The 15,531-nt window shown below is 69.0% G+C and carries 16 protein-coding genes and 3 pseudogenes; 15 read left to right on the top strand and 4 right to left on the bottom strand.

The window, feature by feature from the left end:
• Positions 1–6: 6 nt before the first annotated feature.
• The 3 genes from ACGH52_RS00680 to ACGH52_RS00670 are packed head-to-tail and all read left to right on the top strand — an operon-like array spanning position 7 to position 2,658.
• On the top strand, positions 7–1,227 hold the full coding sequence (locus tag ACGH52_RS00680) for a macrolide family glycosyltransferase (protein WP_399936716.1): 1,221 nt from the start codon (positions 7–9) through the stop codon (positions 1,225–1,227).
• Positions 1,220–1,717: a hypothetical protein gene (locus ACGH52_RS00675; protein WP_399936714.1), complete on the top strand. Its 498-nt coding sequence runs from the start codon at positions 1,220–1,222 to the stop codon at positions 1,715–1,717. The genes ACGH52_RS00680 and ACGH52_RS00675 overlap by 8 nt, the downstream gene beginning before the upstream one ends.
• Complete coding sequence (locus ACGH52_RS00670; protein ID WP_399936712.1) at positions 1,714–2,658, top strand: hypothetical protein; 945 nt, start codon at positions 1,714–1,716, stop codon at positions 2,656–2,658. The genes ACGH52_RS00675 and ACGH52_RS00670 overlap by 4 nt, the downstream gene beginning before the upstream one ends.
• 65 nt (positions 2,659–2,723) lie before the next feature.
• Here the strand turns inward: ACGH52_RS00670 and ACGH52_RS00665 are convergent.
• Positions 2,724–3,731: pseudogene (locus ACGH52_RS00665) on the bottom strand (2-oxo acid dehydrogenase subunit E2); the annotation flags it as partial.
• Between the two features lie 97 nt (positions 3,732–3,828).
• Here ACGH52_RS00665 and ACGH52_RS00660 point away from each other — a divergent pair.
• The 7 genes and pseudogenes from ACGH52_RS00660 to ACGH52_RS00630 all read left to right on the top strand — a co-directional run bounded on the left by ACGH52_RS00660 (position 3,829) and on the right by ACGH52_RS00630 (position 10,956).
• Entirely contained in the window at positions 3,829–3,972 is a 144-nt protein-coding gene (locus ACGH52_RS00660; protein ID WP_399936710.1) for a hypothetical protein, read from the top strand.
• Positions 3,973–4,009: 37 nt separating this feature from the next.
• Positions 4,010–5,189 (top strand): annotated as a pseudogene (locus ACGH52_RS00655) (IS3 family transposase).
• A 755-nt stretch (positions 5,190–5,944) separates the two neighbouring features.
• Positions 5,945–6,961, top strand: a complete 1,017-nt coding sequence (locus ACGH52_RS00650) for a tyrosine-type recombinase/integrase (RefSeq protein WP_399946583.1) — start codon at positions 5,945–5,947, stop codon at positions 6,959–6,961.
• 4 nt (positions 6,962–6,965) lie between these two features.
• Positions 6,966–7,292: pseudogene (locus ACGH52_RS00645) on the top strand (helix-turn-helix domain-containing protein).
• A 1,151-nt stretch (positions 7,293–8,443) separates the two neighbouring features.
• On the top strand, positions 8,444–8,728 hold the full coding sequence (locus ACGH52_RS00640; RefSeq protein ID WP_399936708.1) for a hypothetical protein: 285 nt from the start codon (positions 8,444–8,446) through the stop codon (positions 8,726–8,728).
• Positions 8,729–8,826: 98 nt separating this feature from the next.
• The gene (locus ACGH52_RS00635; protein ID WP_399936706.1) at positions 8,827–9,573 is read left to right on the top strand and encodes a hypothetical protein; all 747 of its coding nucleotides are present in this window, start codon (positions 8,827–8,829) and stop codon (positions 9,571–9,573) included.
• Between the two features lie 102 nt (positions 9,574–9,675).
• A complete protein-coding gene (locus ACGH52_RS00630; RefSeq protein ID WP_399936704.1) occupies positions 9,676–10,956 on the top strand; it encodes an MFS transporter in 1,281 nt (426 codons plus the stop codon).
• A 354-nt stretch (positions 10,957–11,310) separates the two neighbouring features.
• Here ACGH52_RS00630 and ACGH52_RS00625 read toward each other — a convergent pair whose 3' ends face one another.
• A complete protein-coding gene (locus ACGH52_RS00625) occupies positions 11,311–11,484 on the bottom strand; it encodes a hypothetical protein (protein ID WP_399936701.1) in 174 nt (57 codons plus the stop codon).
• Between the two features lie 387 nt (positions 11,485–11,871).
• Between ACGH52_RS00625 and ACGH52_RS00620 the strand changes: the two genes are divergently transcribed.
• Positions 11,872–12,051: a hypothetical protein gene (locus ACGH52_RS00620; protein WP_121703446.1), complete on the top strand. Its 180-nt coding sequence runs from the start codon at positions 11,872–11,874 to the stop codon at positions 12,049–12,051.
• Here ACGH52_RS00620 and ACGH52_RS00615 read toward each other — a convergent pair.
• On the bottom strand, positions 12,048–12,380 hold the full coding sequence (locus ACGH52_RS00615) for a DUF6233 domain-containing protein (RefSeq protein WP_399936699.1): 333 nt from the start codon (positions 12,378–12,380) through the stop codon (positions 12,048–12,050). The genes ACGH52_RS00620 and ACGH52_RS00615 overlap by 4 nt on opposite strands.
• A gap of 63 nt (positions 12,381–12,443) precedes the next feature.
• Here ACGH52_RS00615 and ACGH52_RS00610 point away from each other — a divergent pair, with 63 nt between their 5' ends.
• From ACGH52_RS00610 to ACGH52_RS00595, 4 genes are all read left to right on the top strand, one after another.
• Positions 12,444–12,824, top strand: a complete 381-nt coding sequence (locus ACGH52_RS00610) for a hypothetical protein (RefSeq protein WP_399936697.1) — start codon at positions 12,444–12,446, stop codon at positions 12,822–12,824.
• A 349-nt stretch (positions 12,825–13,173) separates the two neighbouring features.
• Positions 13,174–13,383 (top strand): hypothetical protein, encoded by a 210-nt coding sequence (locus ACGH52_RS00605; RefSeq protein ID WP_399936695.1) that lies wholly within the window; start codon positions 13,174–13,176, stop codon positions 13,381–13,383.
• 52 nt (positions 13,384–13,435) lie between these two features.
• Positions 13,436–13,660, top strand: a complete 225-nt coding sequence (locus ACGH52_RS00600; protein ID WP_399936693.1) for a hypothetical protein — start codon at positions 13,436–13,438, stop codon at positions 13,658–13,660.
• Between the two features lie 46 nt (positions 13,661–13,706).
• Positions 13,707–14,591: an ATP-dependent DNA ligase gene (locus tag ACGH52_RS00595; RefSeq protein ID WP_399936691.1), complete on the top strand. Its 885-nt coding sequence runs from the start codon at positions 13,707–13,709 to the stop codon at positions 14,589–14,591.
• A 185-nt stretch (positions 14,592–14,776) separates the two neighbouring features.
• Here the strand turns inward: ACGH52_RS00595 and ACGH52_RS00590 are convergent, their stop codons facing one another.
• The gene (locus ACGH52_RS00590) at positions 14,777–15,523 is read right to left on the bottom strand and encodes an SAM-dependent methyltransferase (RefSeq protein ID WP_399936689.1); all 747 of its coding nucleotides are present in this window, start codon (positions 15,521–15,523) and stop codon (positions 14,777–14,779) included.
• Between the last annotated feature and the right edge of the window lie 8 nt (positions 15,524–15,531).

The raw sequence follows: 15,531 nt of genomic DNA, 5'->3' as shown, positions 1-15,531 counted from the left end.
TGGCCTGTGAGCACCGTCGCGTTCCTCAACATCGGCATGCACGGGCACGTCAATCCGACCCTGCCGGTCGTGTCCGAGCTGGTCAAACGCGGCCACAAGGTCACTTATCACATCTGGCCGTCCTTCCGGGCGGCGATCGAGAACACCGGCGCCGAGGTGCGCCTCTACCCCGGCGGCGCCCCACCGCTGCCCGACCCGGTCACCCCGCTCACCCTGCTGGAGGCCCTCGCCGGCACCGCGGTACGGCTGCTGCCGACCGTCCTCGCCGAACTGCGCGACATCGGCCCCGACCTGATCGTCCACGACAACACCTGTCCGTGGGGCGCCGTCGCCGCCCGCGAACTCGGTGTGCCCGCCGTGTCGTCGTTCACCACGTTCGCGTACAACCGGCAGGTGCCCAGCCCCACCAGCGCCTCCTGGGACCTGCTGACGCAGGTGACGGCGAAACCCCGTCACCTGCAGGGCTATGTGCGCAACCGCCGGGAGCTGCACCGGCGCTTCGACACGCACGACGTGCCCCTGGTCGACCTGTCGGGTATCCGCCAGCACCTCAACCTCGTCTACACCTCACAGGCGTTCCAGCCCGACGCCGAGGACTTCGACACGTCCTACCGCTTCGTCGGCCCCAGCATCGGCGCCCGCCCGGATGATCCGACGTTCCCCCTTGACGGGTTGCGCGACCCCGTGCTGTACGCCTCCCTCGGCACGGTGTTCGACGCCACGCCCGGACTGCTGCGCACCTTCGCCACCGCGCTCGCCCCGCTCGGCGGCACCGTCGTCCTGTCCACCGGGAAGGCCGATCCCGCCGTACTCGGGCCGCTGCCGGACAACGTGATCGCCCGCCGCTTCGTACCGCAGACGCGAGTCCTGGAACGTACGGCGCTGCTGGTCACCCACGGTGGGATGAACAGTGTGAACGAGGCGCTGTACGCCGGCATCCCGATGCTGGTGATCCCGCAGGGCGCCGACCAGCCGCTGGTCGCCGGGCGCGTCGTCGAACTCGGCGCCGGCCTGTCCATGCACACCCAGGACGTCTCCGAACAGTCCGTACGCGCCCTGGCCCGGCGCCTGCTGGAGGAACCTCGGTTCAGGAAGGCCGCGGCGGCCATGCGCGAGGCCCAGCGCGAGCCGGGCGGATTCCGCCGCGCAGCCGACGAACTGGAGCAGTACCTGCGTACGGCGGCCCGGGTCCCGCGGGCCGGGGGCGACGGAGCACGGCATGGCTGAGACCATGTCCACGGCCGTCGTCGTCCTGCTCCTGCTCGCCGGGCTGTCGGAGGCGGCCGGGCGCATCATGCCGCTGCTGGTGAGCTGGCCCGGGGCGGCCCGCAGGAACGTCGTCGGTCTCATGCTGACCGGCGCGGTCGTCGAGGGCGCGGTGTTCGCGCTGTGGCCGCTGACCGCACAGACGGCCGCCGAACTGCTGGCGTCCGCACCGCCGTCGAAGGACCTGGTGTGGACCCCCGGCCTCCTCGCCCCGCTGCTGTTCACCGCCGTCCTCGCCTTTCCGCTGCTCGGCCCCTTCCTCCATCTGCTGCTCTGCGTGGGCGTCGGCGCCGGCCTGTCCGGCCCGCTGGCCGAGGTCACCGGGCTGGGCTGGTGGACCTCCGCCTGCTGCGTGGCCGTGGCCGGGGCGGTGCTCGGCGGTGCCGTGGAGGGCGTGCGGCGACTGGTCGTGCGCCTCGGCGCCACCGCGCCGCCGGAGGTGCTCGCATGAACCACTTCCTGCTCTGGACCGCGGCGCTGGGCCCGGCACTGCTCGCCGAGGGCCTGCTGGCCCGGTACGAGGTACTGGCCTACGGCGCGGGCTGGCGCAAGCCCCTCACCGCGCTCCCGGAGGGCGTGCCCCATGCCCGCGGCGCGGCCCCCGAAGACCCCCCGCAGGCCTACGTCGTCTATCTGGACGGCATCGGCAAACGCCGCGTGCGCGACAGCCGGGACGGCGGCCAGCTGGTGCAGGCCGTACTCGCTCGGGCGCCGGAGCTGCGGATCCTGGGACAGATCCAGCCCTACTCGCCGCTCGCCGACCCGCTGGCCGACCGCCCCGTGTGGGCGTGGCTGCGCCGTCGCATCGGGCTGCTGCTGTTCCTGCACAACGTGATGCAGATCTTCGTGGCCGCGGACCGCCGCTACCGGCCCCTGTACAACCGGGCCGTCGGCACGCAGATCGCCACACAGCTCCAGCTGGCCGGCTACCGGCCCGGCAGCGGCATCCCCGTGGTGCTGCTCAGCTACAGCGGGGGAGCCCAGGTCGCCACCGGCGCGGTCGACCGGCTGCGCGCGCAGCTCGGGGCGCCCCTGGTGCTCATCCTGTTCGGGGCCTTCCACAACGGGGCCAACGACCTGACGAACGCCGCGCACGTGCATCTGCTGACCAGCGCGTACGACCGCGTCGAGCGGGTCGGCACCTGGCTGTTCCCCCAGCGCTGGCCGGTCCTGCGCGGCAGCGCCTGGAACCGGGCCGTGCGCGCCGGAAAGATCACCGTCCACCGGCTCGAACCCGCCACGCATGTCGGACCGCGCAGCTACATCAGCCCGAGCACCTTCCTGCCGGACGGCCGCAGCCACCTCGACCGCACCACCGACACCGTGCTCGCCATTGTGCGCGCCATCGTGCGCGCCGACCGCGGTGCCACCGCGGTGGACCCGCCGGTGTGAGCGGCGCAGCGGTGCGGGGCGGCTCTTCTCGCCCCGCACCGCTCATGCGTGCGCCGGGTCCGCGATCAGCCCAGGTCGCCCTCTAAGGCGGCCGCCTCCAGGATCGCCTTGACCGCGGTCAGATATCGGGCCGTGTCCGCGCCGTCCACCATAGGGTGGTCGTACGACAGTGACAGGTACGCCATGTCGCGGATGCCGAGGCCCTGGCCGCCGTCCTCCGTCGTGACGACCGAGGGCCGCTTGACGACGGCCCCGGTGCCCAGGATCGCGACCTGTCCGGGCGGCACGACGACCGTGTCGAACAGCGCGCCGCGCGAACCGGTGTTGGAGATCGTGAACGTCGCGCCCGACACGTCGTCCGCGTGAGATGACCACTGCGGGCCCGGCCGGCCAGTTCGGCGGTGGCCCAGGCGATACCAGCGATGCTCAGATCGCCCGCACCCTTGATGACCCGAGTCATCAGCCCCTTCTCGGTGTCCACCGCGATGCCGACGTTCTCCCGGTCGAAGTACGTGATGGTGCCCTCGCCCTCGTTGATACGGGCGTTGACGGCGGGATGCGCCTTCAGGGCCTGGGCGGCGGCCTTGACGAAGAAGGGCATGGGCGACAGCTTGACTCCCTCCCGGGCGAGGACGTCCGCCCCGGCCCGCTCCCGCAGCCGCAGCAGGGCGGTCACGTCGACCTCGACCACGGAGGTCAGCTGCGCCTGTTCCCGCAGCGCCTTCTTGAGGTTCTCCCCGATGATCCGGCGGATCCGGCTCATCGCGACCGTCCGCCCTCGCAGGTCCGCGGCGTCCGAGCCGGCGACGGGGGTGGGAGCCGGGGTGGGAGCGGGTACGGATGCCGGCATCGCGGCGGGCGCGGGGACGGGTGCCGGCACCGACGGCGCAACCGGTGCCGGAGGAGACGGTGCAGGGGCAGGCGGTGCCGGGGTGGGCACGGGCGCCGGCGGCGGGCGGCGCCTCGGGGGCCGGAGGGACCACCGGCGCGGCCGCGCTTGGTGCGTCGATGACCGCGACCTCCGCCCCGATGTCCACGGTCTCGTCCTCGCCGGCCAGGATGCCGGAGACGGGGGGTGCCTCTATGTGTTTGGTTAAGGTCGAAGACCAGTAGGTTCGTGTGGTCGAGGGTGGTGGCCGGGCCGTAGGGGGGTGCATGGGTGATAGCCAGGTGACGATCAAGCTCACGAGTGACGAGGCGCTGGTGCTGTCGCACTGGCTGGAGAGGCTGCAGATGACGGACCTCAGCCGCGTTGTCGACGATCCGGCGGTGTGGGCACCGATCGGGACTGCTGCACGGATAGGTGACACCTGACCTGGCTTGCTGAGAGGCGGCCTGGAAGGATGTTGCAGTGCCCAAGCCGTATCCGAAGGAGTTCCGCGAGGACGTCGTACGGGTCGCGCGCAACCGCGAGCCAGGCGTCACGCTGGAACAGATTGCCGCCGACTTCGGCGTCCACCCGATCACTCTGTCGAAGTGGCTGCGCCGTGCCGACACAGACGAGGGCGCCGGGCCCGCAGCGGCGTCGGGTGAGTCGGCCGAGCTGCGCGAGGCCCGCAAGCGGATCCGGCTGCTGGAGCAGGAGAACGAGGTCCTCAGGAGGGCCGCGGCGTATCTGTCGCAGGCGAACCTGCCGGCAAAATGATGTACCCGCTCGTCCGCGAGCTGGCCGCCGCCGATGCCCTGGCCGGGTGCCGGTGGCGGTGACGTGCCGGGTGCTCGGGCTGGCTCGCCAGCCCTACTACCGGTGGCTGGACCGGCCGGTCACCGACGCCGAACTGGTCGAGGCTTACCGGGCCAACGCCCTGTTCGACGCGCGTCGCGACGACCCCGAGTTCGGCCACCGCTTCCTGCTCGACGAAGCGCGCGTCGCCGGTGAGGCGATGGCCGAGCGGACCGCCTGGCGGATCTGCCGGGACAACCGCTGGTGGAGCGCCTTTGGCAAGCGAAGAGGCCGTGGGAAGAACGCCAAGGCCGGGCCGCCTGTCCACGATGACCGGGTGCGGCGGGACTTCACTGCAGCCGGGCCGAACCGGCTGTGGCTCACGGACATCACCGAGCATGCCACCGGCGAGGGCAAGCTGTATCTCTGCGCGGTCAAGGACGTGTTCTCCGGCCGCATCGTGGGTTATTCCATCGACGCCCGGATGAAATCGAGCCTCGCGGTAACAGCCCTTGAATCCGCCGTCGCCCGCCGTGACCAGGTCGCCGGATGCATCGTTCATTCCGATCGCGGATCGCAGTTCCGCTCACGGAAGTTCGTGTCCGTTCTCGCACGTCACGACCTGGTCGGCTCCATGGGCCGGGTCGGTGCGGCCGGCGACAACGCGGCCATGGAGAGCTTCTTCGCGCTGCTGCAGAAGAACGTCCTCGACCGCCGTTCCTGGGCCACCCGCCAGGAGTTGCGGATCGCAATCGTCACCTGGATCGAGCGCACCTACCACCGACGCCGGCGTCAGAGACGCCTGGCCCGATTGACCCCCGTCGAGTACGAGACCATCATGACCCCAGCCGCAGCCCTGGCTGCATAAACCCCGCTGTCACCCGATCATGCAGCAGTCCCCGCCTCGTCATTGAGACCCGATCCTCGCCGCCTGCGAGGTAAGCCGCACCCCGGGTGGGTGATCATCAAGCAGAGGCCGTGACCCTTCCCCGGACGTCAGTGGTTGGTTGTGCGTGACACGACTGATGATCGCCGCTACTGCGGTAGCCACATTGGCCGCTACCGCCTTGCTCGCCCCGGCAGCTGATGCCGCTCCCGCTCCTGCCACGGCGGCCACCGCGCCCGCCAAGGCATGCGCCACGAAGTGGACGGTCACTGGGAAGAAGGTTGCGGTCCGGATGCCGGAGGGCAACGCACCAGTCGCAGCGCCCGACTCCCCGGTCGTGCGCTACCTCCACCGCGGCGACGTGGTGCGCTCGTGCGTGGAGGCGATCGCCCGCACGCAGAGTGGTCCGGCGTACCACAAGTGCGGCCGCGGGGGACACGTGTGGCGCATCGTCCGGGGCGGCCAGGTACCGGCCACCTGCCTGAAACGAGCGTAATTGCATCAAATGCAACATGACGCAGAGTGGCGGTATTGCCGTTTAGGCAGGTCAGAGCAGGCGGCACCGTGACGAGTCTCAATGCCTGCCTGACTGCCTGAGCTGCACCGTATCAAGCAAGCTCAACAATGTTGCATCTGATACAACAGCTTCTGTGAGTACACACGCGCCTGGGTCAGCGAAGCTCGTCCTGGCCCAGAACGTCGTCCACATCGACCCGGCACCTGCGGTCTTTGAGGCGATGAAGGAGGGTTGGGCGAGGCAGCAGTCGGCTCGGTTTCTACGGGCAGCCACGATCACCCCGCGACTGCGGCTGATCGAGCGGTTCGGGGAGTTCACCGGCCAGTACCCGTGGCAGTGGACGCCGGCGGAGGGGGAGGCGTTCATCGCTCATCTCCGTGGCGGCGCCAAGCCGATCCAGATGTCGACAGCTCGGACCTATGAGGTGACGATCGGGCTGTTCATCGAGTACCTCATGGATAGCCGTTACGGGTGGACGGAGGTCTGCAGTGAGCGTTTCGGTGAGGGGCCGCAGGCGGTCTTCCACGAGGGCAACTCGGTTCTGCACACCATTGAGTACGAGGGCGACCCCCGCAGGCGTCCGCTGGATTATGACGAGGTCCAGGCCCTTTTCGATGCCGCGGACGCCAGGCCCGCCAAGATCCGAGGACAGGGCCGCAAGGGTGTGCTTGCCGCACTACGTGATGCCGCGGTCCTGAAGACGATCTACGCCTACGGGACCCGGCGCACGGAATCATCCCGGGTGGACCTGGTCGACTTCAGGCGCAACCGGAAGGCGCCACGGTTCGACTACGGCAGCTTGATGGTGCGCTTCGGCAAGGCGTCGAAGGGGGCACCGGCCAAGCGCCGCACCGTGCTGACCGTCCCCGAGATGGACTGGGTGGTCGGTGTCCTCCAGGAGTGGCTGTCCGAGATACGCCCGCATTTCGCGCCGGGTCGGCATCCCGCGCTCTGGGTGACCGAGCGGGTGGGCCGCCTGTCCCCGCGGTCGATCAACGAGGCTTTCGTAAATGCCCGCCAGGCCGCCGGCCTGGACGAGGACCTGGATCTGCACTGCCTCCGGCACAGCTACATCACCCATCTGACTGAATTCGGCTACCCCGCCCGGTTCGTTCAGGAGCAGGTCGGCCATTCCCATGCCTCGACCACGGCGATCTACATGGGTGTCTCGAACGAGTACAGGAACAAGCTGCTGGAAGCCTCGATGAAGGCACGGCTCGGCGAGGACTGGGAGTGACGGCGTGATCAAGAAGATGGGCTACCAGTGGAAGCTGCGGCAGCTGATGGCCGAGCGGGAGATGTTCTAGACCTCGGACCTGGTGCCGCTGCTGGCCGAACGCGGAGTGACGTTGTCCCGCGAGCAGGTCTACCGGTTGGTCACCCAGCCCCCGCAACGGATGAGTATGGACACGCTCGTCGCGCTCTGCGACATCCTGGAGTGCACCCCGAATGACCTGATCAAACCGGAAGCCGTCAACGCCCAGGTCAACAAGACCTCCGACGGGACGCTCGGTCCCGCTCCGGCGGCTCCGCGGCGAGCCGTCGTCCGTCGGCCCGGTCAGTCGTGACGAACGGACCGCGAATACCGGGGCGGGAACTCGCCGAGGTCCGGTCCTGGCTGCTCGGCCGCCTGCGGGAAGTGGTCGGTCCGACGCTCTCAGCGAGAGACGCCGAGGTGATCCTCACGCAGGCCAAGGCATGGAGCCCCGTCGTCGCGAGAGAGATGGCCACCTACCTTGAGGAACACCCCGATGCTCTGTCGGCCCCTTCGTCGCACTGCCCGGCCGCGCTGCCGCGGCTCTTGGGGCAGCTCGACCTACACGGCTACGGCCTCAACGTCACCCAGCTCGCTTGTCCTCGCTGCGGACGAACCGACAAGCCGCTGGTCCGTCCGACGCCCGAAGGACGCTGCTGCGGTTGGTGCGGACACCGCACGGAACTGCGGCCATGCGCCCGTTGCGGCAAGGACGGCAACATCGTCACCCACCGCGAGGAAGGCCCGATCTGCCGGGCCTGCTACCGCAGAGACCCGGCGAGAAAGACGAAGTGCGCGAAGTGCGGCCAGTTGCGCGAGCCCGCTCGACGGGAGAACGGGAAGATCGTTTGCGGACCGTGTGCTCCCAAGCTGGAGCACGAGTGCTCGCGCTGCGGCCGGATGGCACCCTCCGCCGTCGCGGGCGATGAACCCATCTGCCGGTCCTGTTACACACGGCCGCCGCGGCTCTGCGGCGTCTGCGGTGAGGTCCAGCCAATGGCCAAACGAGCCGCCGACGGGCAACCGGACACGTGCATGAGCTGCTACCGCTCTCCGCTCGGCGAGTGCAGCGTCTGCGGCCGGCAGCGTCCCGTCCAGCGCCGCAGGGGGCCTGGCGGCGCTCTCTACTGCGATTCCTGCCGTCCGCGCAGCATGACAACCTGCGTCGACTGCGACAGGAGACGGCCTCTGAAGGCCACCTGGCCGGTCGGGGCTCTCTGCGACACCTGTTACCGCCGTCGCACCCGTTCCCCGGCCCCCTGTACCGGATGCGGCACTCTCCGGGTTCTGGTCGGCCGCTCCGAGCAGGGACATGATATCTGCGGGCCGTGCTCTGGCACGGAGATTGACTACGCCTGCCGCCGCTGCGGCTTTCCCGGAAACATCTACGCGGACGGGTGCTGCGGCCGCTGCATCAACAGCGATCGTGTTCACGACCTCCTCAGCGACGAGGACGGGAACCTGGTGCCGCACCTCGCGCCGCTTGCGGACAAGCTCACGGCTGCGGAGCCCTGGGCGGTCCGCAACTGGCTCGCCACGAGCAAGGGCGTTCAAGTCCTGGCGAGACTCGCCTCTCAGAAAGCGGAGATCACTCACGAAGTCCTCGACGGACTGGAACAGGACGGCAGCACCCGCTACCTCCGGGAACTCCTCGTCACCACGGGTGTCCTGCCGCGTCGGGACGAGAACTTGCACGGATCCAGCTCTGGCTCGACGCTGCCCTCAACGGCCTGCCTGCCACGCAGTTGAGGGTTCTCCGTCCCTTCGCGGAGTGGTGCATCCTCCGCGACGCGCGACGCCGGTCCGAACGCGGCAGATACACGTCCGGCGCCGCCTCCGTCGACCGCATGGAAATTCGTGCCGCCATGGAGTTCATTGCCTGGGTGGAGATGGAAGACTTCGATCTCGGCTCGCTGACCCAAGGCGATCTCGACCTTTGGGTGACATCCCACCGCACCCGGCGCATCGGGGCGTTCATCCGGTGGACCGTCGCCCGCCGCCTCACCGGGAAGCTCACGGCCGTCCCCCAGCACAGCGGCCTGCCGACCAAATTCCTCAGCAGCGAAGAACACCACGAGCAACTACGGCGATGCCTCAACGACGACGAACTACCGCTCGAAGTCCGCATCGCTGGAGCCCTGACCAGGCTCTACGGACTTCCCACCGTCCGCATCCTTCAACTCACAACAGACCGGTTCCACCATGAGGAGGACGGCACCTACCTCACCATCGACCAGAACCCCGTTCTCCTGCCGCCCAAGCTGGCCCGACTCATCGAACAACAGGCCACCCGTCCTATCGGCCACATCTCGATCCTCGACCAGCCGACAGGAGACCATCCGAAGTATTTGCTGCCTGGGCGCCCACCCAGCCGGCCACGATCGGCTGCCGGACTCCACTCCCTCATGCGCCAGCACGGCCTTCCCGGCCTCAGCGCACGCAACACCGCCATGATCGAAGCAGTCGCCGACCTCCCCCCGATCGTCGCGAGCGACCTCTTCGGCATCCACCCCCAGACTGCACACAGGTGGGCCCGCTTTGCGCAGGACAGCTGGACGGACTACCTTGCCGCCCGCGCCGCCACAGAGAAGTAAGCCCTCGCGTTGGCCTGCGGCTGACCAGCTTGATGGCTTGATCACAAGGTGGTCGTTGGCCGACTCACTACGCTGAGCGCCTTCGCGACTCGGGAGGTTCGGTTGGTACGGCGGAGCACGCTCGGGCAGGACTTCCGGCGGTTGTGGGGCGCCTACGCGGTCAGCGCAGCGGGCAGTGCCGTGGGCATGGGGGCGTTGCCGCTGATCGCCCTTCTGGTGCTGGATTCCTCGGCATTCCAGGTCTCGATGCTCGCAGCGTTGTCTGCGGTGGCCAGCGCGCTGATCGCTCTGCCGCTCGGTGTGCGTATCGAGCACCAGTACAAACGGCCGGTCATGATCACCGCCGATCTGGCCCGCTGCGTACTGTTGGTCAGCATTCCTGTCGCCATGGCTTTCGACCAGCTCACCTTCACCCAGCTATGTGTCGTCGGCGTTCTCCAGACAGCTGCGTCTGTCGCGTTCGACGCGGCCAGTGGAGCACATCTGAAAGCACTCGTCTTGCCCGAGCACCGCCTTCGTGCCAACAGCCTGTTTGAGACGACTACCTGGATCAGCGTCAGTGCCGGCCCGCCCGTCGGAGGGCTTCTGATCGGGGCATTGGGCGCGGCGGCCACGATGGTGGTCGACGCGCTGTCCTTCCTCGGATCGGCTGTGGGGATCCGTCGTATCCGGCAGCCCGAATCCGCGCCACCGGCACGTGCCGCCACCGCTCACCTGGGCCGGGACATCGCGGCCGGTTGGCAGTACCTACTGCGCCACCCAGGACTACGGCCGCTGTTCTTCAACGCGCTGCTCTTCGGCGGATCCGTCATGATGGCATCCCCGCTGATGGCCGTCCTCATGCTGGATGACCTCGGTCTGGCGCCGTGGCAGTACGGACTCGCTCTGGGACTGCCGTGCCTGGGCGGTGTGCTGGGCTCGCGCCTGACTCCGCTCCTTACCCGGCGATTCGGACAGCGTCGCGTTCTGCTGGTGTCCGGTGTGGCACGTACGTTGTGGACGATCCTGCTGCCGCTGACGCCCTCCGGCGCCCTCGGCCTGTTTGTCATCGTGGCCGCCGACTTCGGCCTGCTCTTCTCCGCCGGGGTCTTCAACCCGTCGTTCACCACCTACCGCATGGCGGCCACACCGGACGCCTTCATGTCCCGAGTCGGCACCTCCTGGTCAGTGGGCGCGAAGACGTGCCAGGCCGCATTCGTGATCGCCGGTGGCCTCATCGCCGCCGTCGCAGGCGTACGCGGCGCCCTGCTCATCGCCGGCCTGCTGTGCATGGCGAGCACGCTGCTTCTGCCATGGCGAAAGGCACGCTTGTCCAACGGGCATGTTCCGTCGCCTACGACAGAAGCGGCTCCGTCCCCGGCAACGGACAGTCCGGCCGCGTAGCGGCTTCCTGGCTGCAGGGACGGAGACTTGGTCAGCCCGGTCAGGCGTCCGCGCCTTTGGTGCCGACCTATGGGGCCACAAGCCCACGGCCGAAAACCGTCCGGGCCTTCGACACCCGCCGCCCTCCAACCAGTTCGATGTGCCCTCGGTCAGTCGGAGTTCGCCCTCGTGGTTCAGCCATGCGGTCCGATGAATCAGCCCTCTGGAACGTCCGGCCTGGTGGGCAAGAGCCGACACTTGGGTCGAATAGTGCAGGGTCGGAACACTGCCTCTTCGCCAGTAAAACGTGCTTGATTGCAGCGCGCGGTGCAGAGCCGCTCGGGTCTGCACCGCAGGGCGCCCCCGTCTCCTGCTTCAGTCCAGCTGCATGCAGACCGACTTGCGCAGGTAGGGCTTCTTGACCCATCCCGTCTTCCCGGCCTTGATGCCGGACGCGGTGCGGTCCATGGTGAAGGTCTTCCACCATCCGCCTCGCTTCGCCTTCGGCGTACCCAGCCGGTCTCCCTCCCGCAGAAGGCCGAGTGACACGTAGCCGCTGCCAGGGCCGGAGCGGAGATGCACCGTGGTGGTGGCCTCATAGCCGCATCCAGCCGCCGTAGCGGGTACGGGCCCGGCGAAAAGGGTGGAGGTGGCGAGAGTTGCTGCCGCAGCGGCAGTGATCATCAGTCGTTTCATGCTTCGCCCAACTGCGGGCACGCCCACTAGGCACGCCCTTTGCGCGTTGATCACCCGGCCGGGATGCCGCAATGCCAACTCGCCTCCCAAGAGGTGAGTTCCAGGGCCGGTTCGCTCGCATGGGTGATCATGACGGGTGCGGCGTCTCGGGACGGCTGGCGCATCAGTTGGGCCGACCAACCGCACCTGCTGGCTGCTCCGCAGCGGGTGCGGCCCGCCGATACGGGGCAACGTAGGAACATGAGTGACCAGTGGGAGTACCGGTTCGTGTCGTTCCCCGCTCGGACGGATGAGCAGGTAAACGCGACGCTGGCGGACTGGGGCGCACATGGGTGGGAGCCCGTGCACCATGCAGTCGCCATGGACCACGACGGCATCCCGACGTACTACTCATTCCTGTTCAAGCACCGTCTTGCCTAGTGGGGCATGCGCAGCGCGCTGTCCGGCCGGTAGTGCGGGCACGCCGTGACACCGTCCGCGAGGGCGCGCCGGGCCTGCTCCTGGTCGATGCCCTTGCTGCGGGTGCCCGTGTTCCAGCAGTCGCCGACGTGGACGTAGACGGGCGGGCTGCCCTTGTTGAGGCCCTGTTCTAGAAGCCAGTCGGGCGGGTCCGGTTTCTCCGCGATGCCGCGTTGTCGTTCGGTCCCGCGCCGCTCTTCCTCAGCGATCCATCGGCGGGTGCGGTCCAGGTCGCGCAGCTGCACCCGTTCCAAAAATCGGAGCAGTGTGAGGCGCGCTGGATCGTTCATGCGTTCGATTCTATGCTGTGCTGGTCACGCAGCAATCCAGGGGTGGGCGAACGGAGAGACGTCATGGAGCCCGCCGACCTGCTTGACCAGCACGGCATCAAGCCCGCCGGTTTGGAAACGGCACCGGCTCCACCCGCGCGGCGGGAGACGCTGGCCCGTATCCAGGAGACGCCACCCCGGGCCTGTGTGGTGTGCGGCGGCCCTGCGGCCACCGCTCGAGCCGTGCGCTTCCCGGGGGCAGGGCCGCGCTGGGTGGATCTGTGCTGGGACGACGGGATGGCGGTCCGTCCCCGATGCCGTGTCCCAGAGACGCTGGAGGCCATCGCCGCGGACCTGCGGGCGGCGGCCCGGGAGGCTGGCCTGCCGGGGGCGTCGCCGCTGTCGTTCTATTCTTCGTTCGAAGCGGCTGCTTGTGGCCGCCGGAACGGCGAGGAAACCCGATGACCGCCCCTGTACCGCCCACCAGCGAGCCGGACACATCAGCGCGCACGTGTCCCGGCGACCAGATCGGCCCGTGCTCCACGTGCCGTCGGCCGACCCACAAATACGGCTCGGGGGCCCGCTCTCCGCTGTGCGAGTACTGCGACGCCAAGGCAGTCCAGCGCTGGGGGAGGACGCTGCGCGCCACCTGACTCGGGCGGAGCGGTGAGGGGGGCGAGCCGGGAGGCAAGACGGCTGATCCGGCCGATCTGGCGGATACATGCAGCCATCCTTGTATGACGCAGATGTCTCGGCTGCGCATGCTGGCTACAACCTTGACCAGGGGTGTTCACTGAGCTGGTGGGGGTTGTGCGTGCTGACCATCAATGTCGCCGTGCTGCTGGCGGTCATCATCGTGGTGCGGTTGCGCCGACGGACCGAGGCGCGCAGCCGCAACGACGAGAAGATGACGGTGCTGATCGTTCTGGTCTTCGGCATCCTCGTCGCGCCGACCGCATTGGGGCAGGGCGTGCTCGACTTCGTGGGGCAGCTGGCTTCCGGCATCAACGACGCTGGCCGGTGACCGCCCCCGCGCTCTGCTCGCGTTACCGGACTGCCAGGGGCACCCTGGAGGCGTGAGCCGCGCGCCCATCGTCGTGCACCGGCCTTCGCTCTCCGGGGGCCGGCGGGTCAGCGTGCACCGGCACGGCCGGGACGAGATACTCGGCACCGCCTACAGCGATCACGACCTGCTGGTGTTCCTCGAAGGCGCCGGCATCGACGACGCAGAGGCCGTTCTGGACGACCGGCGGTGGGTGGAGTGGCGCGGCGGCCCTGCTCACGACTTCCGTGCCGCCTGATTCACAGGCACACGCAGAGCGAGCGCGTGCGTGGAAGGCATCAGGCATGACCTGGACGCTGCCGGAACCGATGCTCACCACACCGGTGGGCAGCCCCGACCTGCCCCCCGGATCCGCCGCTGAGCCGAAGTGGGACGGCTACCGCGCCCAACTCGCCCGCTACGCCGACGACAGGGTGATGCTGCGCTCAAGGCAGGGCACGGACATGACCGCCGCGTTCCCGGAGATTGCCGACGCCGCGCTCGCGCAGTTGCCCGGCGACTCCGGCCTGGACGGGGAGCTGGTGGTGTGGGAGGGCGAGCGGCTGGCGTTCGAGCGGTTGCAGCAGCGGCTGGCCCGCCGCCGCGGCGCCGGCGCGCTCGCGGCCGCCCGTACCTGGCCCGCGCACCTGGTCGTGTTCGACGTCCTGCACCTGGACGGCACCGACATCTCCCCCTGGTCCTACGCCCGCCGCCGGACCGTCCTGGAGACCCTGTTCGCGCACACACCACTGACAGCCCCGTTCACGCTGTGCCCCTCGACCACCGACCCGGACACTGCGCGGGACTGGCTCACCTGGACATCCGCCGGTCTGGAGGGCCTGTGCTTCAAGAGGCTGGCGGAGCCGTACCGCGCCCGGATCAGGGCGTGGGGGAAGTACAAGGTCCGCACCACCACCGAGGCCATCGTCGGTGCCGTCACCGGATCTGCCGCCGCGCCCCGCACGCTGCTGCTCGGCCGCTACGACGAGTCCGGCAGGCTGCGCTACACCGGTCGCACCGTCCCGCTCGACCGCACTGCGGCGGCCAGCCTCGGGACCGCGCTGGTACCGACCCGCGGAAGGCATCCGTGGACGGGACGGACGTTCGCCGCCGGGTGGCCGCGACGTCCTGGACGTCGCGCTCATCGACCCGCAGCTGGTGGTGGAGGTCGCGGTCGACGTTGCGCGTGATGGGGCCGGCCGGTGGCGCCACCCGGTACGCCTGCATCGGATCCGGGCGGAGTTGCATCCGATACATGTCCCGCTCTTCGGCGAGGAGGACGATTCGGCTGGTTGAACTGGCAGCCAGTGTGTTTTGGCAGGTCCCGTGCGGGGCCCGGACGGTATGACGCCGGGGCCCCGCACGGGCGGGGTTGTCAGCGCTTCATGAGGGCGAAGACGCCCCAGTTCAGGTACTCACGCCCGTAACGAGCGTATTGGGCGGGTCCGGTGGTGAGTTCTTCTCGTACTTCGGGGGCGAGTTCGTCGTCCGGATTCTCATCGAGCCAGCGGCGCATGGTGAGCCACTGGGCTGCGAAGTAGCGGTCCCAGCCGTTGTGGTCGGCCAGCGTCATTTCCACGACGTCGTATCCGAGGTCCTGGAACTGCCCGATCAGTTCCGCCAGTTCCAGGAAGTCGGCGGTGGAGGTGGCGAGACACGCCTTGGCCGTCTCCTCGTCCGGAGGGGTCTGCCGCCAGAAGGGTTCACCGATCAGCATCATTCCTCCCGGGCGCAGGCTGCGCTGGAGCAGCTCGGCCGTTCCGGCGACGCCGTTGCCGATCCAGGTGGCCCCGACACAGGCGGCCAGATCGACCGGCTGGCCGGCGACATGGCCGGCGGCATCGTCGTGAATGAACTCGACCCGGTCTGCGACGCCGAGTTCGGCGGCGCGGGCCCGGGCCTGCTCGGTGAAGAGCGTGCTGATGTCAACGCCGGTGCCCGTGAAGCCCAGGTCGCGAGCCCAGGTGCACAGCATCTCTCCCGAGCCGCTGGCCAGGTCGAGTACCCGTGTCCCGGCGGGGAGGCGGAGAGACTCGCCCAGAGTGGCGAACTCGTTGGCGGTCAGCGGGTTGTGGATGCGGTGGCCGCTCTCGCGGATGGTGTACATGCGGGGAAGGTCCATGACCTGAT

Source organism: Streptomyces sp. BBFR25 (assembly GCF_044590125.1).
In the GTDB taxonomy this organism is placed as follows: domain Bacteria; phylum Actinomycetota; class Actinomycetes; order Streptomycetales; family Streptomycetaceae; genus Streptomyces; species Streptomyces canus_D.
Note: the sequence above shows the minus strand (reverse complement) of the source record. Positions and strands in the feature narration are given on the sequence as shown.

Excerpts from the sequence above, each read along its gene's own strand:
- ACGH52_RS00595 (WP_399936691.1), top strand. The coding sequence starts at position 13,707 with ATGACCTGGACGCTGCCGGAACCGATGCTCACCACACCGGTGGGCAGC.
- ACGH52_RS00675 (WP_399936714.1), top strand. The coding sequence starts at position 1,220 with ATGGCTGAGACCATGTCCACGGCCGTCGTCGTCCTGCTCCTGCTCGCC.
- ACGH52_RS00610 (WP_399936697.1), top strand. The coding sequence starts at position 12,444 with ATGGAGCCCGCCGACCTGCTTGACCAGCACGGCATCAAGCCCGCCGGT.
- ACGH52_RS00635 (WP_399936706.1), top strand. The coding sequence starts at position 8,827 with ATGGAAATTCGTGCCGCCATGGAGTTCATTGCCTGGGTGGAGATGGAA.
- ACGH52_RS00670 (WP_399936712.1), top strand. The coding sequence starts at position 1,714 with ATGAACCACTTCCTGCTCTGGACCGCGGCGCTGGGCCCGGCACTGCTC.
- ACGH52_RS00590 (WP_399936689.1), bottom strand. The coding sequence starts at position 15,523 with ATGGACCTTCCCCGCATGTACACCATCCGCGAGAGCGGCCACCGCATC.
- ACGH52_RS00650 (WP_399946583.1), top strand. The coding sequence starts at position 5,945 with ATGAAGGAGGGTTGGGCGAGGCAGCAGTCGGCTCGGTTTCTACGGGCA.
- ACGH52_RS00620 (WP_121703446.1), top strand. The coding sequence starts at position 11,872 with ATGAGTGACCAGTGGGAGTACCGGTTCGTGTCGTTCCCCGCTCGGACG.
- ACGH52_RS00615 (WP_399936699.1), bottom strand. The coding sequence starts at position 12,380 with ATGAACGATCCAGCGCGCCTCACACTGCTCCGATTTTTGGAACGGGTG.